The 25437-nt window shown below is 36.6% G+C and carries 11 protein-coding genes; 7 read left to right on the top strand and 4 right to left on the bottom strand.

The window, feature by feature from the left end; all coding sequences use genetic code 11:
• Positions 1-20: 20 nt before the first annotated feature.
• From HYN56_RS19635 to HYN56_RS19625, 3 genes are all read right to left on the bottom strand, one after another.
• A complete protein-coding gene (locus tag HYN56_RS19635; protein WP_109193734.1) occupies positions 21-1529 on the bottom strand; it encodes a rhamnogalacturonan acetylesterase in 1509 nt (502 codons plus the stop codon).
• 170 nt (positions 1530-1699) lie between these two features.
• Positions 1700-4567: a glycoside hydrolase family 2 TIM barrel-domain containing protein gene (locus tag HYN56_RS19630; protein WP_109193733.1), complete on the bottom strand. Its 2868-nt coding sequence runs from the start codon at positions 4565-4567 to the stop codon at positions 1700-1702.
• A gap of 123 nt (positions 4568-4690) precedes the next feature.
• Positions 4691-6049 (bottom strand): rhamnogalacturonan acetylesterase, encoded by a 1359-nt coding sequence (locus HYN56_RS19625; RefSeq protein WP_109193732.1) that lies wholly within the window; start codon positions 6047-6049, stop codon positions 4691-4693.
• A 244-nt stretch (positions 6050-6293) separates the two neighbouring features.
• Between HYN56_RS19625 and HYN56_RS19620 the strand changes: the two genes are divergently transcribed.
• The 6 genes from HYN56_RS19620 to HYN56_RS19595 all read left to right on the top strand — a co-directional run bounded on the left by HYN56_RS19620 (position 6294) and on the right by HYN56_RS19595 (position 19925).
• Positions 6294-9911 carry a DUF4450 domain-containing protein gene (locus HYN56_RS19620; protein ID WP_109193731.1) on the top strand — a complete coding sequence of 1206 codons (3618 nt, stop codon included), beginning with the start codon at positions 6294-6296 and terminating at the stop codon, positions 9909-9911.
• Between the two features lie 203 nt (positions 9912-10114).
• On the top strand, positions 10115-12238 hold the full coding sequence (locus HYN56_RS19615; RefSeq protein WP_109194874.1) for a hypothetical protein: 2124 nt from the start codon (positions 10115-10117) through the stop codon (positions 12236-12238).
• A 243-nt stretch (positions 12239-12481) separates the two neighbouring features.
• On the top strand, positions 12482-14332 hold the full coding sequence (locus HYN56_RS19610; protein ID WP_109193730.1) for a rhamnogalacturonan lyase: 1851 nt from the start codon (positions 12482-12484) through the stop codon (positions 14330-14332).
• 56 nt (positions 14333-14388) lie between these two features.
• Entirely contained in the window at positions 14389-15759 is a 1371-nt protein-coding gene (locus HYN56_RS19605; RefSeq protein ID WP_109193729.1) for a glycoside hydrolase family 28 protein, read from the top strand.
• Positions 15760-15775: 16 nt separating this feature from the next.
• Positions 15776-17365 carry a family 43 glycosylhydrolase gene (locus tag HYN56_RS19600; RefSeq protein ID WP_109193728.1) on the top strand — a complete coding sequence of 530 codons (1590 nt, stop codon included), beginning with the start codon at positions 15776-15778 and terminating at the stop codon, positions 17363-17365.
• A 121-nt stretch (positions 17366-17486) separates the two neighbouring features.
• Positions 17487-19925, top strand: coding sequence for a DUF4982 domain-containing protein (locus HYN56_RS19595; protein WP_109193727.1), 2439 nt, complete (start codon positions 17487-17489; stop codon positions 19923-19925).
• Between the two features lie 282 nt (positions 19926-20207).
• Here HYN56_RS19595 and HYN56_RS19590 read toward each other — a convergent pair whose 3' ends face one another.
• Positions 20208-21137 (bottom strand): ADP-ribosylglycohydrolase family protein, encoded by a 930-nt coding sequence (locus HYN56_RS19590; RefSeq protein WP_109193726.1) that lies wholly within the window; start codon positions 21135-21137, stop codon positions 20208-20210.
• A 518-nt stretch (positions 21138-21655) separates the two neighbouring features.
• On the opposite strand from HYN56_RS19590, the gene HYN56_RS19585 reads away from it, so the two are divergent.
• A complete protein-coding gene (locus HYN56_RS19585; RefSeq protein ID WP_109193725.1) occupies positions 21656-25336 on the top strand; it encodes a family 10 glycosylhydrolase in 3681 nt (1226 codons plus the stop codon).
• Positions 25337-25437: the final 101 nt, after the last annotated feature.

Below are 25437 nucleotides of genomic sequence, written 5' to 3'. Positions count from 1 at the left end.
ACTTCAAATCCCTAACTGCTTTATTTAGGAATTTCAATATAATCCCTCAAATTGCAGTTTTTTAATTTTTGAATGCTTTCAGCCACAGTAAGTGCATTTAACTGTGCACCTTCCAAACCAGTATGGGTGTGGTCTTTTGGGAAAAAAGCTTTTACTTTTTCTTTTCCAAGTAACTCATATTTTTGCGCCACAATTTCATTTAAATCGATGTAAAGAACATCTTGTTTTTCTGCCGCAATTTTAGACCAATTGCCATAAGTATCAGTTCTTCGTTCTACTTTATCATTTGGCCATTCATTACGTGGAGTTTGGCTCAAGACAATTGGAATTGCGCCTTTTTCTTTGGCTTCGCGAATGAATTTCTCCATATACCAGCCAAAAGTATGAACAATCTCTTTAGTTCCGTCTGGACGGGTAACTTCCTGCGTTTCTTCGCCGTTTCCTTTCAGGGAACCTCTGAATTTTTCTTTGTCAATATCGCCAGCATCATTATGTCCAAACTGAATGAGAATGAAATTTCCGGGTTCCAGCTGGTTTTTTACTTCATTCCATAAACCTTCATAATCGAAAGTTCTGGTGCTTCTGCCACCGCGTGCTTTGTTGATAACTTCAATTCTGGTCGTATCGCAATATTTCGGAAACGGAACTCCCCAACCAACGGCATCAGGATTATTGTTATTGTTTGCCATAGTCGAATCGCCAATCAAAAAGACTTTTTTCTTGGCAGGAAGTACAATTTTTGGATTGTGTAAAATGTATTTTTTTAATGAATTTTTACTGTTTTTCAATTCATCAATAATAACAGAAGCCGAAAGTACAGCTCCTTTTGCTGATGTATGCGTATGGTCTTTTTTATAGAAATAAGTTCCGGTAACTTTTGTTTCGCCAAATTTTTCCATTTCAAGAGCCATTTTTTCGTTTAGGTTGATAAAAGTTACGTTTTCCTTTTCCGCAATCTGTTTGGCCCATAATCCGTATGATGTGTCATTTCGAGGTACTTTTCCATTCTGCCAGTCATTGCGCGGAATTGGAGAGCAAATAATCGGAATTGCACCTTTTGATTTCGCTTCACGAACTACCTTTTGAATATACCAGCCGTAAGTATGTACAATTTCGTGTTTTTTGGTCAAGATATTGTCGATTTCCTGGGTTTCAGAACCAATTCCTTTAATAGTACCTCTTGCACGTAAACTGTCATTTACAGGGCCATTGTCGTTGTGTCCAAACTGAATCAGAACATAATCTCCTTTTTTTAGTTTATTTAAAACTGCTGTCCACAATCCTTTATCCTGAAATGTACGGCTGCTGGTGCCTCCCAAAGCATGGTTTTCAATCTTGATTTTTGTCGTATCGAGATATTGCCCAATGAAATCTCCCCAACCCCAAAGACCTCCGGCTCCATCTCCTTTTCCATTTTTTACAGTCGAATCTCCAACCATAAAAAGAGTAGGTCTGTTGTCTTGTTTTGATGTAAAATTGAAAAATAATACAGCCAAAAGTAATGCAGTAAGTATTGTAAATAATTTCATGTTTTGAATTATAAATTTTGAATAATGTTATGCATATTTATTTAACCGCAAAGTTCGCAAGGGTTTACGCGATGAGCGCAAAGCTTTGCGAACTTATTTTCTTTCAATATCAACAGATAAAAATCTTAGCGTTCTTTGCGGTTAAAAGATTTTAGTATTTAAACTTAAAACTATATTTTATCTCTAAAATCAAACCATAGGTTCATTTTGATTCCTTCGTCTCCGCTTTTGATGCGGATATTGGTAGGCTGACTTTGAGGCCCTTGCTGTTCAAGAGGTTTAAAATCTCTCATGGCTGGAATTTCATACATAAACGAAATATCTCCTTCCGGAAAAGCCGGCTGCGGATAACTGCCAGGGAAACCATTTTTAGGCAAATCTGGAGTAAATAATCTCAAAAATAGATTATCAGATTCGCTGAAAACTTTAAAAGAAGAAGTTCCTGCTTTTAAATTTGCTCCAATAACATTGGCGTGATAGCCCTTAAATTCAGGATATACCAGATTTTCAAAACTTTCTCCTGTTATCGTAGTATTATAATCTTTCTCCCAAATTCCGTAGGTAGTGCCTTTTATTCTGTTTTTCCAAACACGGTATGGCCCCCTTCCAAACCATTTCATACCCGTGACATCCTTTTCCGGAAAACTGAAAGTGATTCCGAAAGAATTGATTTTATCTTCAAAAAATGCTCCGTCAAAACCATCAAAACCGCTTGGTGCTTTTTCGTTTTTCAGTACAATCATTTCCATTTTAAATCTTCCGTCAGCTTCCATTGTCCATTTTATAGTTGAAATTCCACCAACATACGAAACCAAACAAACTGCTTTATCTCCCTCTTGTGAAACCTGAATGTCTTTTAGTTTCGCTTTCATTCCGATAGGACGCGGGCCATTTGTTAATGGAATAGTTGAAATTCCGTTTTTAACAGAAGTAATTTCTCCATTAGCAGCATTGAGAACAACGGTAACATTATTTCCTTTTAAAGTAACTTCGGTTGCAGTTTTAATTGCCGATGCTTTTGCTTTTGTATTTTGAACGGCTAAAAACTTATTTGCATAAAAAAGTGCTTTATGAATTGGCCATGTCCAGGTATAAATTTCTTTGTCAAACTGGTCATAAGCGGTAATGGAAAGTACATCTCCCTCAGCAAAATTGTTTGGAACCGCAAACTGAATTTTACGTGTTTCTCCCGGATTTATATCTGAAATTTGAATTTTACCAGAACTTATTGCTTGTGCATTTTTATTGCTGTATAAAACGTCTGCATCAGATTTTAGCACTTTAAATTCCATTCTGCACGAATTTAGATTGCTGAACAAATAATCATTTGTAATCAGAAAAGAACCGTCAAAGTTTGGAGTCACTTGTTTCGGAAGAAACTGGATTGGTGCCCAAACCTCTTTTACAGTATAATAACTTCCTTCTTTTTCGCGATGAGGCCCTAAAATTCCATCGGCAGCCAAAGAACCTTTCGAATCAAATTTTACATCTCCAGTCCAGTCAGAACGTTTTACAGCTTCGTCGAGCATTGCCCACATAAAACCTCCAGCAAAAAGCGGACTTTCTTTGTAACGGTTCCAGAAATCTTCGAGTGCTGCTCCGTGTCCGTTATCATAAGTTCCGTGCATAAATTCGGTTGGGAAAAACACATTTTCGCCCGCATTAAAACGATGCATTCCGGTTAAGTAAGTTGGATAATGATGCGTATCCCAGCCGTTAAAATCAGCCCACGGATGAATCACTATTCGTTTCTGTGGATCTTTTTCAGCAAAAACTTTATCGACTTCATAATTCCAGCCGCCTTCGTTACCATTATCCCAAATAATTACAGATGGATGATTGACGTCACGTGTTACCATTTCGCCGACCAATTTCGTTCCCGTTTCAGTATCGTATGAGTTTTGCCAGCCTGCCAGTTCATTTAAAACAAAAATTCCAAGAGAATCACAAACTTCCAGAAAGTGTTCGTCTGGAGGATAATGCCCTCGGACAGCATTCATGTTCATGTCTTTGATTAGTTTTCCGTCCAGTTCGCTGATTCTTTTGCTGGTGCTTCGTCCTCCTTCCGGCCAAAACGAATGGCGGTTAATTCCTTTCATCACAATTTTAGTTCCGTTTACGTAAATTCCGTCCTGTTTTTTAAACTCCAGAGTCCTGAAACCTATTTTTTTATTGTATTCATGAATACTATTTCCGTTTTGTTTTAAAACCAATTGCAACTCGTACAAATTAGGACTTTCCGGATTCCAAGGTTTGATGTTTTTCCATTGTGCCGAAATCCTTTCTTTAGTAGTTTTCGCTTTAAGCGGAAAAGAAAAAGCTTCCAGACTTTCTCCGTTTAAACCTTTTAGCGAAGCTTCTAAAGTGGTATTTTTTGCAATATTTTTTAAATCCAAATCAACTGTGATGCTGCCATCCATTTTTGGATTTACGGCTATATGCTGAATATTTGTTTTCGGAGAAACTTCCAGCCAAACCGGACGATAAATACCTCCAAACAACCACCAGTCGGCTCTTCTTTCGGCTGCATTAACCGATTTGTTGGCAGAGTGTTTCCAGACATGGACTTCCAGAATATTTTTAGCACCATAAGTTACTAACGATGAAATATCATATTTAAACTCATAAAAACCGCCTTGATGAATAGCGCCTGCTAGCTTTCCGTTTACTTTTACCTCAGTATCAGTCATTGCACCGCCAAAAACAATCTTCACTTCCTTGTCCTTGTAAGACGCTGGAACTTCAAATTCATATTTGTATAAACCTTCTTCTTTGCTTGGTTCTTTTTGGTTTAGTTCTTTATACCAGCGACCGTAGGTATATTCCCCAAAACCTTCCAATTCCCATTGAGAAGGGACATTTATTTTTGACCATTTTTTACTGTTATTACCGTCGGTGCAGTAAAAATCCCATTGTACAGGATGTTCAAAATCTTTTCCCGAAAGATAGATTTTGTCAGTCTGCTGCGCTGTAAGGTGTAACGAAATAAAAATGGTCAGTGCTGTGATCCACTGAATTTTAAGTTTTTTTAGTTGCATAAAAGTTGGTTCTTTGGTTATACTAATTGCATTTATTATTTATACCAATAATGTTCTAGTATAATGCCGATATAACAAAATAATAGTACAATTTATTGGACTATATATTTTGTATAATCGGTATTAGTTTCCATCTGGTTTAGAAATTTCAAAACGAGCACTTATTGGCAGTGTCCAGCTTGAAATATAGTTAGGTTTTTTCGGATCGTAATCTGGAATATCTTTTTTGATTTGTTTTTTTAACGGAACATCAAGCTGTCGGATTCCTTTAATTACACAAAGCGCAATTTCGTTGGCTCCAAAACTATTAAAATGTGTGTTGTCGTCTAGTGCTTTTTCCTGACCAGGAAATGTGTTGGCGGGATATTGTACAAAAGCTTTTTGAGACACTTCGTCTCCCCATGTTTCATACAGTTCAGTTGTCATTTTTGTAATATCAATAAGAGCGGTATTGTTTTTTTGAGCTACAGCACGCATAGCTGGAGGAAAATCGCCATGTGTATCTTTTAGAGTGCCATTTTCATTAAAAAAACGGCGCTGTGTTGGGGTAACTAAAATTGGAGTTGCGCCTTTATCTTTAGCTGCCTGAGTAAATTCGGTTAGTAAATTGGAATACGATTCCCATGGTCCATTGCCGGCGCCTTTAATTTTTTCGTCATTATGACCAAATTCCACAAAAAGATAATCTCCTTTTTTGATTTGGGAAAGTATTTTTTTCAAGCGGTTGCCGGCTTTAAAAGAACTTAATGAAGAACCCGAATAAGCATAATTTGCTACAACAACATTTTCATTAAAATAAGCAGTGATAAATTGTCCCCACGATGCCCAAGGCTCTACATCTTGGTCGGTAACAGTAGAATCTCCGGCTAGATAGAGAACCGTTAAATTGTCTTTTTTTGTGATTTTGATACTCTGAACGGCTGTTTCGCCTAGAAATTCAAGGGTTAATTTATCATCCCAATCTAAGATGTCTTTTTCGCGGTCTTTAAGAGTAACATTCAAATTATCATCAATTTTAGGATTTCTAACATTTATATTAAAAACTTGTACTGCCGATTTTCCTTTTGTTACAATAAACTCATTAACCATTAATCGGCGGGATTCTGCTTTTATGGTTGTTTTAAGGTCTTTTTGAGGACTTCCTAAAACTACTTCAACTTGATAATTTCCTTCAGGAAGTTTTACAGAAAAGTAGACAGGCTTTTCAATAGAAAAAGAATTGGAGTTTAATTTTAGGTTGGATTCGGTATTAAAGTCAAATCCATATCCTAGATCAGATTTGTATTTCAAAGATTTTGTTACCGCAATTCCTTTTTTGATTTTTAAATCGTTGCCAAACTGAAAAAGTATTGTCTTTTTTAGACTGTCTTCCAAAACGGCTTTGGCCGGAAAGATAGTTTTGGTGGAATTGCTCGCAAACAAAGGAAACGAGATCAAAACAGAGAACAAGAATAAATAGGAATATGTGAAAAATTTAGTCAATTTTTTAAGATTTTAATTTATTTTATTTTCAAATCTAATTGTTATGATTTTATATAGTATCCTGTACTATGATGTTAAAAAACGATCAAAAAAGTAAAGTTTTATTGCATAAGTCAGGTATGTACAGGATACGATGTAATGAAAAAACAAGGAAATTGCATGAAAATAATATTGAATTAATAAAAAAATCAATAAATAATTTCGTTATGTATTTATTTTAAAAACATAATTTTTTCGCCATTTTATGAAATCTAAAACATCCCTTGTTGCAGTATTTACCGGTATTCTTTTCTTGAATTCGTTTGTAATAAACGGACAGGAAAAAATGACGCGTAAAATTCATTACGCACCTGAGGGAAATAGTTTTGTATTAAAAAATGGCACCCGAAAATTTAATAGAGCACTTTATGGTTCCAATACTGGATTTAGGGCAGAGGCGGGCGATTTACCAGAATTTGCACTCTACATGCCAGGAATGGGAGGCAATTTTAAATTGGGTTTAATAAGTGGTAAAAACAGCAGATGGATTACTGAAGCATCAAAAATTCATACTAGTTATGTTCAAGGAACCATGCATTACGAAATTCAAGATGCTATTTTGGGAAGTGGAAGACTGATTGTTGATGTAGTCGCTTTAAGAGATAAAGAAGGTTTTATTTTGAAAGTATCAGGTGTCAATGTGCCAAAAGAGTGCAGTCTCATGTGGGTTTACGGTGGAGCGACAGGTAAAAAGTTCAGTCGTGACGGAGATATCGGAGCCGACCCCGAATCGGTGTTTTATTTAAAACCTGAATATTGTATCAATAATAAGTATACTTTAGAAAAACAGTCTTTTCTGTTGGAATATGGTTCAGAAAGCAACAAACAAAAAGACGGAAACAATAAGAGTTTAACAGGTTATTTTCCTGATTCAGCTGTTCATTTGGCAAATGCCGAAAAACAAAACTCCCCTTTAGAATTATACAATTCCAATTCAGAATCACTAATGGTGGTTGCGGGAAAAGTCAAGAACTTTCAAAACGAAAATTATTGGCTTCTGACTCCTGAAAAAGCACAAAATCTTACACAAAAAAATATTGCATTACTTTATGAAGAAGCTGTGCAGCAGACAACAGTTTTAGCGAATAGGGTAAAAGTTGTTACACCAGATCCTTATATCAATACATTGGGTGGAGCACTTGCAATTGCTTCTGACGGAATTTGGGAAAGTCCAGCTTATCTGCATGGGGCAGTAGCATGGAGAATGTATCTTAATGCCTGGCGCGGTGCTTACACAGCTGATCCTTTAGGATGGCATGATCGTGCAAAATCTCATTTTAAGAGTTACAGCAACTCACAGGTTACAAGTCCTGAAAATGGCCCTGTGGTGTTTGATCCTGAAAAAAATCTTGCAAGACAGAAAGAAGAAATAGGAACATCCATGTTCAGCAGTGGTTACATCAGCAGAAATCCGAATAAAAATACTGTGGCACATCATTATGATATGAATCTGGTTTTTATAGATCAGATGCTGCGTCATTTTAAATGGACTGGAGATACTGATTTTATGAAGGAAATGTGGCCTGTACTTCAAAGGCATATTAACTGGGAAAAACGAAATTTCGATGCAGACGGCGATGGTCTTTATGATGCATACGCTTCTATCTGGGCGAGCGATGCCCTTCAGTATAGTGGCGGCAGCGTAATTCATTCTTCGGCTTATAATTATTATGCCAATAAAACCATTGCATCCGCAGCCCAAAAAATACAAGAAGATGGACTTCCATTTTCAAAAGAGGCTGATAAAATTTTAAAAGCTTCCAATCAGATTTTATGGCTTCCTAATAAAGGAATTTTTGCAGAGTATAAAGACGCTTTAGGAAATAGATTATTGCACGAAACTCCCGGAGTCTGGAGCATTTATCATACGATTGATTCAGAAATGGCTACTCCTTTTGAAAGTTTTCAGATGCTGCATTATGTGGATAAACAGATTCCTAGAATCCCGATTCAAGCAGAAGGATTAGATAGAACTGACTTGTTTACCATTAGTACAACCAATTGGCAGCCTTACACCTGGTCAGTCAATAATGTGGCATTGGCGGAACAATTGCATACAGCTTTGGCTTTTTGGCAGGGCGGACAAAGCGAAAAAGCGTATCATTTATGGGAAAGCGCTTTGATAGAAAGTATGTATCTGGGAGCATCGCCGGGTGCTTTTGAACAGCTTTTGTACCAAGATGCAATGCGTGGCGAGTTGTATCGTGATTTTGCCGACCCAATCGGAATGGCTTCAAGGACTTTAGTTGAAGGACTTTACGGAATTCAGCCCGATGCATTAGCGGGAACTTTGACTATTTCTCCGGGTTTTCCTTCTCAATGGGATCAAGCCTCAATTGAAATTCCTGATATTTCCTTTTCTTTTAAAAGGGAAAATAAAAAAGACAGCTATAAAATCGAAAATCGTTTTCAGTCCAAAATGAGTTTAAAACTGTTATTGGATGCACCTTTTGATAAAATTCAAAACATCATGATAAACGGCAAAATTGCTTCATACAAAGCAATTTCGGAAAACATCGGAAAACCGAAAATTTGTATTGAAGTGCCTTATAGTGCTATTTATGATGTGATTGTAAACTGGAAAGGCTTTCCTTTAGAAGAAAAAAAACAGACCCCATTTTATACCAGCGGTCAAGATTTACATCTGATGACTTTTAAAGCTGAAATTCTTTCGGTTTACGATCCGCAGTCAGTTTTAAGTGCTATTTCGAAAACTCAAAATGAGCTTCATGCAAAGCTTAATGGAGAAGGAAACAGCGTGTTTTTTATAAAACTGAAACAAGGCGAAATGTCTTGGTGGGATCCTGTTGAAGTTAACTTTAAACCAAAATTAGAAGCTGCAGCAAAACTTACAGAAGGGAATACTTTGGAAATTTCCATTAAAAACAATACTGTAAAAAAGATTGAAGGTTCTTTGGTTTTAAATACAAATGAAAAAGCGAGCCAGCCAATTAATTTTAATGTTTTAGAAAAGAAAACAGTTCAAATTCCGGTTCAGGATTTAATGCCGGGAACCAACAGATTGGAAATTAAAAATGGCAATTCATCCATTCAAAATGTGGAAATAATCAATTGGGATATTCCGTTTTCGGCTTCCCATAAACAGGAATCGATTGCTCTTTCGTCTTATTTTAATGCTAAAGTTACCGATGTTTTTACCAATGAATATCTTTCGCCAAGACCGAAAACTACGACATTACAGCTTCCGAAACAGGGAATCGGGAATTGGTGTTATCCCAATTTAGAGGTGAAAATTGATGATAGCGGCCTTCGTGAAAAAGCCAAGAACAAAGAACAAATTATCTCTTCCGAAGGAATTGTATTTAAAACGCCTTCTGCAGCAGACCAAAAAAATATTGTTTTCACTTCCATGTGGGATAATTATCCGGAAAGTGTTATGATTCCGTTATCCGGAAAAGCATCGCATGTTTATTTTATGGTTGCAGGAACGACAAATCCGATGCAGAGCCGAATGACAAATGGTGAAATCATAGTAAATTATACAGACGGAACTTCGGAAGTTTTAGCACTTAAAAATCCGGAAAACTGGTGGCCGATTGAGCAGGATTATTTTACTGACGGACTAGCATTTACCACCGATGCTCCAAAACCACCAAGAATTTATCTGAAATCGGGAGAAATTTCGAGAGATTTTAAAGATTTTAAACCTATAAAAGGACTTACCAATTATGGAGTCGAAGGCGGTGCGGGAACCATTTTGGATTTGCCATTGGATAAAAATAAAACATTAAAAAGTTTGACTTTGAAAACCATTGCTAATGATGTGGTGATTGGTTTGATGAGTTTGACTTTAATTAGATAATAATATGGAACAGCTTGAGATTTAACCGCAAAGCACGCAAGTTTTTTTGCTTTTGGAATTCTAAAAAAAAACGCAAAGTTCGCAAAGCTTTGTGTAGATAAAGCTTTGCGAACTTTGCGTTTTAAAACGTAATGCTTAGTAAAAAAACTTGCGTGCTTTGCGGTAAAAATTTCATTTCAATCAGAAACCAAAAAACTAACCCAATGAAAAAACAATTTTCAATTATTGCCATCCTATTTTCGGCATCACTTTTTGCTCAAAAAATAGACCGCAAAGCCTTGGTAACACGACATAATGTTCAAATCACGGCAATCGATACGCTGGCTTCTTTGACAGTCGGGAATGGCGCTTTTGCCTTTACGGTGGATGCCACGGGACTTCAGACTTTTCCAAAAACGTATCAAAACGGAATTCCGTTGGGAACACAGTCAGAATGGGGCTGGGACAGTTATAAAAATGTAAACGGCTATAAATTTTCAGAGACTTTAAGAGATTACAAACAGTATGGAAGATACATTTCATATACTGTTCAGATTAAGGAACCAACGAGAAGAGTTGAGGCGGTAAACTGGTTCAGGCAGAATCCGCATTTATTGCAATTGGGGAATTTAGGTTTTGAAATCACTAAAAAAGACGGAAGCATGGTGCAGCCAAGCGACCTTAAGTCGATTTCCCAAAAATTGAATTTATGGACGGGCGAAATTGAAAGTTATTTTGAAGTTGAAGGAACTCCGGTAACCGTTTATACTGCTTCGCATCAGGATAAAGATGAAATTGGTGTAAAAGTTAAGTCCGCTTTATTGAAAGAAAAACGACTGAAAATCAGTTTAAGAATTCCTTTTCCGACAGGAGATTGGGCTGATATGGGAACAAAATGGGAAGGAAAACAGGATTATAAAAGCACTCTGACAGAAAAATCTAAAACACAGGCTGTTGTAAAACATGTAATGGACAGCATTTCGTATAATGTGAGTTTAAATTGGAAAGGAAATGCGCAGATTAAGAAAACAGGCGAACATTATTTTGTTTTAGAACCCTCAAATATAGATGTATTAGAATTAAGCTGTCTTTTCGCTTTAGCGGAAAAACCAGTTTCAAATTCTTCTTTTTTGGTTATCGAAAATAGCAGTATCAAAGGCTGGGAGCAGTTTTGGAAAAGCGGAGCAGCAGTTGATTTTTCTGGAAGCACAGATTCACGCGCCAAAGAATTGGAACGCAGGGTAGTTTTGTCGCAGTATCTAACCAAAGTACAATGTACGGGAAAAGTGCCTCCGCAGGAAACAGGATTAACTTACAACAGTTGGTATGGAAAGCCACATTTAGAAATGCATTGGTGGCACGGTGTTCATTTTGCACTTTGGAACAGAGCAGATTTATTAGAAAAAAGCCTTCCGTGGTATCAGAAAGTTTTTGATAAAGCAAAAAATATTGCCAAAAGACAAGGTTTTGAAGGAGCAAGATGGCAGAAAATGACTGATCCTGATGGTAACGAAAGTCCGTCATCTGTAGGTTCGTTTCTGATTTGGCAGCAACCTCATTTTATTACCTATGCTGAATTAATATATCGCAATAAACCTGAAAAAGCAACTTTAGATTTATACAGCGAAAGAGTTTTTGCAACCGCAGATTTTATAGCTTCGTTTGCTAATTATGATGCTAAAAAAGACCGTTATGTTTTAGGGCCGGGCGTTATTCCGGCGCAGGAACGTTTTAAAGCTATGGAAACGTTTAATCCGACTTATGAGTTGGCGTATTGGAATTGGGCTTTGAAAACAGCTATTGCATGGAAGAAAAAATTGAACCAAAAAGTACCTGAGAAATGGGAAACGGTTTTAGCTAAATTGTCTCCACTGCCAATTTCAGATCAGGTTTATCTGGCGACAGAAAGTGCGACGGATTCTTATACCAATCCAGAATTTAAAACCGATCATCCTTCGGTTTTAGGAACTTTCGGAATGCTTCCAGAAACTTCTTTGTTGGATAAGAAAATCATGAAAAATACTTTCGATTTGGTTTGGAATACTTGGTCATGGGATAAAACCTGGGGCTGGGATTTCCCGATGACGGCTATGTCGGCCGCTCGTCTGCAAATGCCGGAAAAGGCAATTGATGCCTTGTTTATGAATGTAACTACGAATACCTATTTAAAAAATGGACATAATTATCAGGCAGAACGATTAACACTTTATCTTCCAGGAAATGGAGGATTGCTGACAGCAGTAGCCATGATGTGCGCGGGTTGGGACGGAACAAATGAAGAAAATCCGGGTTTCCCGAAAGATGGAACATGGAAAGTAAAAAGCGAAGGATTTAAGAAGTTTTTTTAAAGATTCTAAGTTGCTAAGGTTCTCAGATGTTAAGCTTTTAAGTTTAGTTTGTCATTCCGAGGAACGAGGAATCTCCGCAAGGAACTCCATAAAGTAAATCGTCAATCTTTGTCGAGCCACTTACGAGGATTCCTCGTTCCTCGGAATGACAAGAATACCTGAGAAATCTTTGCTAATCTGCCAAAATCATTTTAATCCCGATAGCTATCTAGAGCGTGAAATTTTTATAATAAATAATGAATCATGAAAAATATAATTCTATTAATAATTTCATTTTTAACGGTTTCTATTTCTGCACAAAGGCAAATGGAAAACCTCGATCGAGGCGTTATTGCTGTAAAAAACAAGGGTCAGTTTTTTATTGGATGGCGTGTTTTAGGAACTGATCCAGATGATCTGGCTTTTAATTTATATCGTAAAAGTGGTACTAAAAAAGCAGTAAAATTGAATGAAAAACCCATTATTGGCGCAACAAACTTTGTAGATACCAAAGCGAATGCTAAAGAAGAAAATACTTGGTTTGTAAAAACGGTTTTAAAAGGAAAAGAATCTGATGCAAAAGGAAGTTTTACTATTCCGGCTTCAAGTCCTGACAAAGATTATTTATCAATTGTATTAAAACCAATTGAAGGTTATACAGCAAATGATCTTTCGGTTGGCGATTTAGACGGAGACGGAAAGTATGATCTTGTGGTGCACATGACAGGAAAAGGTCATGACAATTCACATACAGGAATTACAGATCCTCCTGTTTTTCAAGCCTATACTTTGGAAGGAAAATTTTTGTGGGAAATCAATTTAGGAAAGAACATTCGCGAAGGCGCACATTACACTCAGTTTATGGTGTACGATTTGGATGGCGACGGAATTTCAGAGTTTGTTTGTAAAACAGCAGACGGCACCAGAGACAGTCAAAATAATGTTGTAGGTGATGCATCAAAAGACTGGGTTGATCGAGATCCAAATTCAGCAACTTTTGGAAAAATTTTAAAAGGCCCTGAATATCTTTCTGTCTTTAACGGAAAAACAGGGAAACTAATTACAACAGTCGATTATATTGCTGAAAGGGGCGATTTAGCTGGCTGGGGAGGACATGGCGGAAGCGGTGGTAATGATACTAAAGGAAATCGTATGGATCGTTTTTTGGCTTGTGTTGCTTATCTTGACGGAATTCATCCAAGCGTTGTAATGTGTCGTGGTTATTATGGAAGGACAGTTTTGGCAGCATGGGATTTTAAAGATCAAAAACTAACTTCAAGATGGGTTTTTGATAGTAAAGATTCTGAAAATCCATATTCAGGTATGGGAAATCATAATCTTACCGTTACTGATGTGGATAATGATGGAAAAGATGAAATTATTTATGGTTCGATGTGTGTTGATGACAACGGAAAAGGTTTGTACACAACGGGTTTTAGACATGGAGATGCCATTCATGTTTCAGATTTAGATCCTGATCGTCCAGGTCTAGAAGTTTTTGGAATTCATGAAATAGAAAATGGAACAAAAGGGCCTGGGGTTACTATTTATGCCGCTGCTGATGGAAAAGTTTTATTTACAGATTCTCTAAATGAAGATGTTGGAAGAGGAGTTGCAGATAATATTGATCCAGCCCGTAAAGGCGCTCAATTCTGGTGGTCAGGTTCTCCAAATTTGTATGATATGAAAGGCAACGTTGTTGGGAAAGCACCAAGTTCGGTTAATTTCTTAATTTATTGGGATGGAGATACATCGCGTGAAATTCTCAATTCGAATTATATCGATAAATATGAAAAAGGTCGCTTGTTTACAGCAAATGGTGCGGTTTCTAATAATGGTACAAAATCGACACCGGCACTTTCGGCAGATATTCTGGGCGATTGGCGTGAGGAATTGATTTTGAGGTCGGAAGACAATAAAGAGCTGCGAATTTATTCTACCACTATTCCGACCCAAATCAGACAATATACGCTCATGCACGATCCGCAGTACAGATTGAGTATTGCATGGCAGAATGTTGGTTATAATCAGCCTCCGCATACCAGTTTTTATATGGGAGCAGACATGAAACCTGCTCCAAAACCAAATATTGTGCTGGTATCAGCAAAAAAATAATTTGAAAGTTAATTTTAGAAAGAATAGAAATTCATAAGATTAAAATCAATTCAATCATGAAAAAAATAATACTTTTTACGGCTTTAGTGTTTTCGTTTGTTTTTTTATCGTTTAAGAAAAACTATTCGGGCGTAACCTTAAAAGAAGTGACTGTAAAAGCACCTTTTGAAATGCCAGTGATAAAAATTCCTGATTTCAGCAACTGTAAAGAATTTTTGATTACAGATTTTGGTGCTGTTGCGGGAGATTTGAATAAAACTTCTGAGGCAATCAGTAAAGCTATTGCTAAGGCCAGCAAATCGGGTGGCGGAACAGTGGTTATTCCGGAAGGAGAATGGTTAACAAAGAAAATTCATTTTAAAAGCAATGTAAACCTGCATTTAAAAAAAGGGGCAGTTTTGCTTTTTTCAGAAAACCCAAAAGATTACCTGCCAGCCGTACGTTCGACTTGGGAAGGTTATGAATGTTATAATTATTCGCCTTTGATTTATGCGTATCAATGTAAAAATATAGCTATTACGGGAGAAGGTGAATTAAAAGCAAAAATGGATGTTTGGAAACAATGGTTTGCAAGACCCAAAGCGCATATGGAAAGCCTGAAGAGATTATATTATTTGGCTTCTTACAATAAACCCATGAAAGAAAGACAGATGGTAAACGATACTGCAAATTTTCGTCCACAGTTTATTCAGTTTAATAGATGCGAAAATATTTTGATGGAAGGTGTGACGATTACCAACAGTCCGTTTTGGACGATTCATCCTTTTTTGTCTAAAGATGTGGTACTTCGAAATTTGAATGTTTACGCTCACGGACATAATAACGATGGTGTAGATCCTGAAATGAGTCAGAATGTTTTGATAGAAAATTGTGTTTTTGACCAAGGAGACGATGCGATTGCGATTAAATCTGGAAGTAATCAAGATGCCTGGAGATTGAACACGCCTTCAAAAAATATTGTAATGCGAAACTGCACTGTCAAAAACGGTCATCAACTAGTTGCTATTGGAAGTGAACTTTCGGGTGGTATCGAAAATGTTTTTATTGATAATTGCACCGTTGTAGATGGAGCAAAACTCAATCATCTTTTATTCATTAAAACCAATGAACGCAGAGGCGGTTATGTAAAGAATATTCACATGACCAATATAACTTCAGGAAAAATTGACGAAGGGATTCTCGGAATTGAAACCGATGTTTTATACCAATGGCGAAATTTAGTTCCAACAATCGAAAGAAGACTTACACCGATTCAAGACGTTTATCTTGAAAATGTAAAAGCTACAAACGTCAAATTTATTTCAAGAATTTTGGCGCAGAAAGAACTTCCGGTCGAAAATGTTTTTCTTAAAAATGTAACGGCTCAGAATGTTCAGGGAGAAAAATCCATTCATGAAAATGTGAAAAACTTTAGTGCTCAAAACTGATTTAAATTTTAGAAAGATGAATATCAATACCCTTCTGTTCAAAATACTTTTAGTTTTTATATGCTGCTTTAACGGTTCTGTTGTTGAAGCGCAATTATTGAATATTAAAAATGACTCTTTTTGGAAAACCAAAGATGGAAAACCTATTTACAGTCAGGGTGGTGGTATTTTTAAATTTACAGATCCAATAAGCGGTATCCAAAAATATTATTGGTATGGCGTGCAATATGAAGAAGCAGATGTTTATCGCAATAATCCTGCTGTTACACTGCCAACATCAACTTTTAAGGCGGTAACCTGCTACAGCTCAACAGATTTAGTCAACTGGACTTTTGAAGGGGATGTTTTGACCAAAGAAAAAGTAAATGAAAACGGAAAAACCTGGGTTGGACGTTTGGGAGTTGCTTATATCAAAGAGTGGAAAAAATATGCCTTATTTGTACAGCACGACAAAGAAGTACTGATTACACTTTCGGACTCGCCGACAGCTCAGTTTGAATGGCATCAGAAAATCAATATGGAAAAAATGATTGGAACGAGCAACACGGGTGATCAGACTGTTTTTACAGATGAAGATACGGGGAAATCTTATTTAATCTATTCTTACGGAAGAGGGCGAAATAAAATCTATGTTTCTGAAATTGGTATCAAAGATGAAAAAATAAATCTTTTGGACTGTACAGAAGTTTTTAAAGGCGAAAGCCGTGAGGGAAACTGTATGTTTAAATACAAAAACAAATATTATATGTTTGCGTCCAATATTTATGGCTGGGACGCCTCTTTTGCTTATTATTTGGTGTCAGACAATATTCGCGGGCCTTATGTTCCGACAAACGAGATGCAGGTAATGAAAGGGACAGAAGACGATTTTGCACACATCTCACAAACTGGTTTTTTCTTTTCTGTAAAAGGAAGCAAACAGGAAACGATAGTCTATTGCGGTGACCGCTGGGCCAATTTTGCAGGAAACGGATTGGGCTATAACCAATGGTGTCCAATTTCGTTTGAAGGAACAACACCTTATTTTAATTCGCTGAATTCATGGAATCTGGAAGAAAAAACAGGAAAATGGGAAGTAGCAAAAGATAATAACTACATTAAAAATGCAAGCTTTGAAGCTGACCGCAGACATATTCCGAGTCCTGTAAAACCTGTTCAGATTCAGCTGACGGGCTGGTTTTCTGAAGTTATTAAGGGAAATAAGATTTCGTTGGATTCGATTTCGCCTGTTTTAAATCATTTTAATACCGAAGAAGAACGAAAAACGGTAATTGGAGAGAAAAGTCTCGAAATCAGTGATAAAATAGATTTTAAAAGAAAGATTTTTCAAACTATTGCTTCTTCGCCATTCGTAAAACTGAAAGACGGTGTTTATACGCTTTCTGCCAAAATAAAAAACAGCACCGATTTTAAGAATTTAGAAATGTATGCTGTCAGTGGTAACAAAAGATTTTTCTATTCCATTAAAGAAGAAAACGCAGTGTGGAAAACCATAACCATTTCGAACATCATTGTAAAAGGAGGAAAGGTAGAGATTGGTTTTTTGGCTGATGGAAAAGCTGGAGCTTTTTGTTATGTGGATGATTTGACATTTATGAGTATGTAATTTTACTATAGATATTTGGCTTCTTAAAGAAATCGCTATTTTGTATTACATACTTTCAAAAATAAAGAAAATAAAAGTCCTGATAAGTCTAAGTTTTAATGGTTAAAGAACACTAATAAAAATGAAATTAGTTTTAAAATCAATATTTTTCTCATTTGTACTGATTTTTTCATCTGGAAAGATGATGTCACAATCCAGCACAGTTATTTTAGAAGATAACTGGCGCTTTTCTGCAGCCGTAAAAGAAGATGCTTTTTCTATAGATTTCGATACTTCTAAATGGGAAAAAGTCAGCGTGCCTCACGATTGGGCTATTTACGGACCTTTTGACAAAGAATGGGATAAACAGGTTTCGGCAATTGAACAAAACGGAGAAAAAATTCCAACAGAAAAAACAGGTCGTACTGGAGCACTTCCGCATATTGGAACGGGCTGGTACCGTAATACTTTCTCTATTCCTGAGTTTAAAAAAGGAAAAAAAGCACTTCTTATTTTTGAGGGCGCTATGAGTGAACCGCAAGTTTACTTAAATGGAAAAAAAATTGGAGAATGGGGTTATGGATACAGCTATTTTTATATTGATATTACGAATGATCTTAGAGCAGGTTCAGAAAATCTATTGGCAGTTAAATTGACTAATATGCCATTTTCTTCAAGATGGTATCCGGGAGCGGGACTTTATAGAAATGTTAGCATTGTTATAAAAGAAGAGGAAAATTTTGTTCAGTGGGGAACTTTTATTACGACGCCGGAAATGAAAGGAGAGAATGCTGTTATCGATGTTAAAGCCGAATTTCAAGGCAGTAATATGTCGATGATTACTCAAATAAAAGATGCAGACAACAATGTTGTAGCTACACAAAAAGGTGGAGAAATGAAGGATCAAAAATTCCATCAAATAATTGAGGTTGCCAAACCTCATTTGTGGAGTCCTGAAACGCCTTATTTGTATACAGCGGTAACTAAATTATATGCTGCGGATGGAACTTTAAAAGACGAACAAAATATAAAGTTTGGTATCCGGTTTATTAAATACGAAGCCCATAAAGGATTTAGTCTTAATGGTAAAGTAACGAAATTTAAAGGAGTTTGTCTTCATCATGATCTAGGGCCTCTTGGTGCGGCTGTAAATAAAGCGGCGCTTAAAAGACAGTTGACCATTTTAAAAGATATGGGATGCAACGCAATTAGAAGCTCTCATAACATGCCTTCTTTTGAACAATTGGAACTGGCTGATGAAATGGGCTTTATGTTTCTGGCAGAAAGTTTTGATGAATGGGCAAAGCCAAAAGTAAAAAATGGCTATCATCGCTTTTTTCAAGAATATGCCGAAAAAGACATTGTGAATTTAGTAAGAGCGACAAGAAATCATCCTTGTATTGTAATGTGGAGTTCCGGAAATGAAGTTCCAGATCAATGGGGAGCTGAAGGAGTAAAACGTGCCAGATGGTTGCAGGACATTTTTCACCGTGAAGATCCTACAAGACCCGTGACTGTTGGTATGGATCAGGTAAAAGCAACTATGGAATCTGGATTTGGAGCTTTGCTCGATATTCCGGGATTAAATTATAGAGTACATCTTTACGAAGAAGCGTATAAAACATTTCCACAAGGACTTATATTAGGTTCTGAAACGGCTTCGACAGTAAGTTCAAGAGGAATTTATAAATTTCCTGTCGTTCAGGCAAAAAATAAAGAATACGATGATTTTCAAAGTTCTTCTTATGATTTGGAAGCCTGCAGCTGGTCCAATGTTCCTGATGAAGATTTTGTGCTTCAGGACGATAAACCTTGGGTTATTGGAGAATTTGTCTGGACTGGATTTGACTATTTAGGAGAACCAACACCTTACGATGAAAAATGGCCTTCTAGAAGTTCTTATTTTGGAATTTCAGATTTAGCGGGACTTCCTAAAGACCGTTTTTACCTTTACAGAAGCAGATGGAATACAAAAGATAAAACGCTGCATATATTGCCACACTGGAATTGGAAAGAAAGAGAAGGCGAAGTAACTCCTGTTTTTGTTTACACCAATTACGAAAGTGCTGAACTTTTTGTAAATGGAAAAAGTATGGGAGTTCGGAAAAAAAACAATTCAACGCCGCAGAACCGTTACAGATTGATGTGGAATGATATAAAATATGAACCTGGAACCATAAAAGTCGTGGCATTTGATTCAAATGGGAAAATAGCAGCGGAAAATGAGGTTAGAACGGCTGGAGATCCCTATCGAATTGTGCTAGAAGCAGATCGTAAAACGATCAAAGCTGATGGAGATGATATTTCTTTTGTTACGGTTTCGGTGGTAGATAAAAATGGAATTCCATGTCCGACGGCAGTCAATGAACTGGAATTTAAAGTTACTGGAGCTGGAACTTACAGAGCAGCTTGTAATGGAGACGCTACATCATTGGAAATATTTCATCACAATAAAATGAAGCTTTTCAGTGGAAAACTGGTGGTTTTGGTTAAATCAATTAAAACTGCCGGTACAATTCAATTGGAAGTAACCGGTAAAGGGCTCAGAAAAGGAAGCATTGAAATCGGATCCGTAAACTGATAAAAGTAGTTAGATACAATGTTATTTATTTTATAACAGCTGTAAGTAGTGTTACAAAGCAGTTCGTCTTTTTTTTTTCTTTTTCTTTAAATAAGCCTTAAAATGCTTTTGTTAGTTAGTTTTAAGTGATCTAATAAGATAAAGATTACAGGAAAAGTATTTAATAGGATGTTGTTCTGATTAAAACTAAAAATTAAAAGAAGAGAAATCTAAATTTCTCTTCTTTTTTGTGGTTTGATAAATTTTGTTTCAGTTCAATGATTTTAATGATTGTTAATCAAATTATTCATTTCTTCTAAATAGACTTTTGTCAATATTTTCAACAGAATTTGTCCAGGAAGAAGGAATATTTATCACATCTGATGACATTATGGACATTCCGCCCACAATTGCGCAGATAGTATCTCTATCGCCTAAAATAGATACTGCTTTCCAGAGCCCCTCTTCAAAATTTTGTAAGTGATGGGCTGTACACCAGATTGCAAAAGGTACTGTATCCTGAGCAGTCATATTTATACCATTACCCAAAATAGATCTTACAGTTTCAATATGATAATCATAGGATACACTTTTGGATTTTGATATCTTCGATTTTGTATCACTATCCGGTAATTCTTTTAAAATTTTATCTATAAAATCATTTGGTGTCAATATAAACTTATCAAACTTCATTTGAGTTGTTAATGCAGTACCAATTGCAATTGCAATAGCACCTGTAATTGCTTCAATATTTGAATGCGTAATTTCAGCTGATTTTATTGATAATTCTTTCACTTTTTGTAGATTGTCGAAATAGTAAGCACCAATTGGACAAACTCTCATTGCAGCTCCATTTCCCATTGAACCTTGTCCTTCAAATGCTTTTTTTGATACTTCCTGCCAGTTCTCACCGCTTTGTATATCTCTTAATAGCCTTCTCAATGTTGCACCATAACCTCTGTTTGTATCTAAATCGTGATTGATACAAAATCTTTTTAGCAAGCTTTCCTGATCTATATCTCCATTTCTTTCTAATTCCTCAAAAACAGCAATAGACATTACTGTATCGTCAGTAAATTCCCATGTGGTTTCAGGTATTTGTCTTAAATAGATACTTTCAGAAATTTTGTCTAAATCGCCAAAAAAACTATCACCAAACGCATCTCCAATTGATACACCTAATAATGATTTCTTAGCATTTTCAATTCTATATTTATTGTCAATGTGATTCATGAGTTGTCTTGTTTTTACAATTTAAACTACGTTGCTATATTATAAGTAGTTTGAGGCTAAATTAAACTCTAATTTTACATTTGTCAAATCTTCCAAATAAAAAACAGTTTTTCTTACAACTATAGTTGATGGTTACGAAGGAGTTGTTTATTGATAAAGATTTAATTTTTTGCGTTATTTTGCATGTTTTACGTGCTCGATTTTATAAAATTTAGAAGCTATTTTTTTCTTGCTTTTATAAAGCAACTGATAAAGGGTATTAAAAATAAGGATTGTTTTTGTTTTTATTTGTAGTTTTATTCTTTAAAAAAAAAAAATATTTTTTTAAATTTTTTAAATATTAAATTGGGATGGTTTTTTATATTTAATAATGCTTGTGAATCTACTATTTTTGCGGTATTTTGCAATTAAGTAAGGTTTGGTTAGCATTATTTTGTTTAAGTTGATTTTTGTTTTGCGTGTTTTTGCGTTTTTATTTGTAATATATTTACGATAACTAATCCAAAACCACTGTATTTATGAAGCAGAAATTACTCAATTTGTTCTTTTTCATCATTTTTAACGGCTTTGTTTTAAGCCAGGGGACTAATATCCCGTTGGGATGTTCTAATAATGGCCCTGAATTAAATGCTAATCCAAAAGCTGATCTGAGAGGTACTTATTTGACTTCCGTCTATAACTTAGACTGGCCTAGTAACAGAGCTGCTGCTCCTGCAGTGCAACAGGCAGAGCTGATTACAATTTTAGACAAATTAGCGCTCAGCGGAATCAATACGGTTTATTTTCAGGTTAGACCTGAATGTGACGCTCTTTACGAATCAGCAATAGAGCCCTGGTCGTATTGGCTGACTGGCGCTCAGGGAACAGCTCCAAATCCTTCCTGGGATCCTCTTACTTTTGCCATCACTGAATGCAGGAAAAGAGGCCTAGATCTGCATGCATGGCTAAATCCATATCGCGCAGCTGTCGGAACATATCCTTTAGCGGCCAATCACGTTTCAAAACTGCATCCCTCCTGGGTTTTTACAGCTTCAAATAATTCGAATCTTAAAATTTTGAATCCGGGTTTGCCTGAAGTACGAAATTATATTATAAGCATTGTCCAGGATATTGCTTCCAGATACGATGTTGACGGAATTGTTTTTGACGACTATTTTTACCCAGATCAGGGAATGGCCAATAATCAGGATGCCGAAACGTTTACCAATAATAATCCTGATGGCATTAACGATATTAATGACTGGCGCAGGGATAATGTAAATAGGATGATTGCTGGTGTTTATGATGCTCTGCAGATTATCAATACTGCTTCTAATAAAAATGTTGTTTTCGGTGTTGCTCCTTTTGGTATCTGGAAAAGTGGTGTTCCGGCCGGAATTACGGGAAACTCCTCTTATAGTGCATTATATTGTGATCCAATCAACTGGCTACAAAATGGCAAAGTAGATTTTATTTCTCCACAATTGTACTGGAAGATCGGTGGCTCTCAGGATTATGTTAAACTTTCTCAATGGTGGAATGACCAGGCAGCAACTTATGGTAGACACTTGTATGTTAGTCAGGGATATGACCGTCTACCGAGTTCATCTTCTCAGAACTGGCCGGCTTCAGAAATTCAGAATCAGATTGATCAGAACCGTATTGCAACTATGACCAATACCTTCGGACAGACTTCTTATTCGGCACGTTATATAATAAGCAACGAAAAAGGGATTACGACAGCCCTCCAGAATAATCAGTATAAGTATAAATCTTTTCCACCTTCGATGCCGTGGAAAGATAATATCTGTCCGCTTGAACCGACCAATATCAGGCTTGAAGGAAATCTTTTAAAATGGAACGCCCCAACTGCTGCAGGTGATGGTGATCTTGCCATAAAATACGTTATATACGCATTCCCTTCACAAGAAGATATTCCTAATATGAAACAAGATGGAACAAAAGTTCTGGATATTGTCAATACGACTGAACTTACTCTAACGGGAGCTCATTTAACGGAATCAAATCATTATTTTTTGGTTACAGCATTAGATAAAAATAATAATGAAAGTGCAAATACGACAGCTATTAAGATTAGTGGGATTCCTATAATTCCGGTAGCTGTAAGTCCCACAGAAGGAGAATTGTATGTGGAGTCTCCGGTACATTTCTCCTGGAGCTGTAATCTTGCAGAAGGTGATTATACTATTCAGGTTGCGAAATCTCCGCAGGGATGGACCCAAACAAATGGATTTACGACCGATTTAACGCCAAATGCAACGGTCGTTGTAAATGATATAGTTCATACTGTTAAGAATTATATCTGGGATCAGGCCAATGGGGGTGTTTATGAGGCTGCTACCGGAGGCACAACTTATTATTACACGATAAGAAGTTACAGTGCTGCAACGGGAACTTCCAGTTATTCAGTTCCTGTAAGTTTTACTCCAAAGAGTGTAAATTGTACTGTACCGGCTTCAACTACTATTACTATTGATAATTCGGATGCATTACTTCAGGGTAATTGGGCATCAACCTCTGAAGTAGCAGGTTTTGTGGGAACAAATTATTTACAAGATAACAACGAAGGAAAAGGAACTAAAACGGCGTCATTTGTTCCATCTATTACCAGAAGAGCAAGATATGAAGTTTTTATCAATCATATTGCTGGAAGCAATCGCGCCAATAATGTACCTGTAGATATTATTCACGAAGGAGGAACGTCGACTGTTTCAGTAAATCAGCAGATTAATAACGGAACATGGGTTTCACTGGGAACTTACAATTTTAGTGCCGGGACAGACAATAAGGTAGTAATTAGAACTGACGGTACTTCAGGTATTGTGGTGGCAGATGCTGTGCGTTTTCACTTTGTAGACTGTCTGCCGCTAGATGCGTCTCCTGTAATTTCTTTTACTCCTGTATCTGCTGCAATATGTGCGGGTCAGACGGTAACTTATACAAATGCTTCTTTAAATGCCACATCATACAGCTGGTCATTTCCGGGAGGAACTCCCGATACAAGTACTGCTGAAAGTCCGGTTGTAACCTATCAGACTGCCGGAACTTATAATGTGGTGTTAACAGCAACTAACGCAGTGGGGCCAAGCACTAAAACATTGCCAAATGCAGTTAGTGTAAATGCTGCACAGCCTATTACAGCATCTTTTACCACGCCTTCTGCACAGCTGGCTGTTGGCGAAAGCATGACTTTTACAAATACCACTACAGGTGAGGCTACTTATGCCTGGACTTTTTCTGATGGTATTCCGGCTTCCAGCACAGATGCAAGCCCAACAGTAAATTTTAGTACTGCAGGTTCTAAAATCATTACACTGACAGCAACAAACGCTTGCGGAAGCAGTACGTATACAACATCAATTTGTGTGGGAACAAGTGTGAGGACGATTCTGGAAACTTTCGAAACTTCTGCAGGAAGATTTACGAGTGCTCCAACAGCTTCGGGTTCCACTACCGGAATTGCAACAACATCAACATTAGCAAGAGTAACGGATAATTTTAAAAACGGAACAGGGAGTTTAAGAGCAGTATTAAATGATAATACAACTTCAAATGCAAACTGGGTCGTTCGACTACTTTCCGGAGGAGGAACTCCAGCTAACAATCAGGTCTTTACAGGAAATCAGGGGTATTTCGGGTTTTGGCTAAAAACAAGTACTGCGAACACAGGAGCGACTATTACAGCCTGGATTGATGATACCGATGGTTTGGAGGAACTGCCTCCGTTAACCATTATTAATAATGGAAACTGGAATTATTATGAATGGTTTTTACCTACTGCTGTAGGAACTACCATTACAACAGGAAATGGAAAGATAGGAGGAGCCTCTGTAACCTTAGATGCCATTGTGGTCAAACAAAATAATACCGCCAATACAATGACGTTATGGATTGATGATATTCAGCATACATCTGCTTGTTCAGGAATGCTCGATGTGAAAGATATTGACCAAATTAAGAGCTCTGATCAATTAATTGTATATCCTAACCCGACAGAAGGAATATTAAATTTAAAACTGGAGAGTAATATGCAGTCTGAAATCCGTTTGTTTAATATCCTGGGACAGCAGCTGCTTGAAAGTATTTTTGAAGGTACAGAGAAACAACTTGACCTTAGAAGTTTTACACAGGGAATTTATTTACTTCAGGTTAAAACTGATGGCAAGACAACTTCTAAAAAAATCATCTTACGTAAATAGTTTTTATAGTACTGCCCGGTTCATTTTCAATGAGCCGGGCAGTTTTTTTTAGAGTATTGTTTTATGTCATAATGACTTTTTATACATCTTATTAAAAGTTT

Origin of the sequence: Flavobacterium crocinum (assembly GCF_003122385.1) — a bacterium.
GTDB classification, from domain to species: Bacteria; Bacteroidota; Bacteroidia; order Flavobacteriales; family Flavobacteriaceae; genus Flavobacterium; species Flavobacterium crocinum.
This window is presented reverse-complemented; position numbering and strand designations above follow the sequence as displayed.

Excerpts from the sequence above, each read along its gene's own strand:
- HYN56_RS19635 (WP_109193734.1), bottom strand. The coding sequence starts at position 1,529 with ATGAAATTATTTACAATACTTACTGCATTACTTTTGGCTGTATTATTT.
- HYN56_RS19630 (WP_109193733.1), bottom strand. The coding sequence starts at position 4,567 with ATGCAACTAAAAAAACTTAAAATTCAGTGGATCACAGCACTGACCATT.
- HYN56_RS19620 (WP_109193731.1), top strand. The coding sequence starts at position 6,294 with ATGAAATCTAAAACATCCCTTGTTGCAGTATTTACCGGTATTCTTTTC.
- HYN56_RS19615 (WP_109194874.1), top strand. The coding sequence starts at position 10,115 with ATGAAAAAACAATTTTCAATTATTGCCATCCTATTTTCGGCATCACTT.
- HYN56_RS19610 (WP_109193730.1), top strand. The coding sequence starts at position 12,482 with ATGAAAAATATAATTCTATTAATAATTTCATTTTTAACGGTTTCTATT.
- HYN56_RS19605 (WP_109193729.1), top strand. The coding sequence starts at position 14,389 with ATGAAAAAAATAATACTTTTTACGGCTTTAGTGTTTTCGTTTGTTTTT.
- HYN56_RS19600 (WP_109193728.1), top strand. The coding sequence starts at position 15,776 with ATGAATATCAATACCCTTCTGTTCAAAATACTTTTAGTTTTTATATGC.
- HYN56_RS19595 (WP_109193727.1), top strand. The coding sequence starts at position 17,487 with ATGAAATTAGTTTTAAAATCAATATTTTTCTCATTTGTACTGATTTTT.
- HYN56_RS19590 (WP_109193726.1), bottom strand. The coding sequence starts at position 21,137 with ATGAATCACATTGACAATAAATATAGAATTGAAAATGCTAAGAAATCA.
- HYN56_RS19585 (WP_109193725.1), top strand. The coding sequence starts at position 21,656 with ATGAAGCAGAAATTACTCAATTTGTTCTTTTTCATCATTTTTAACGGC.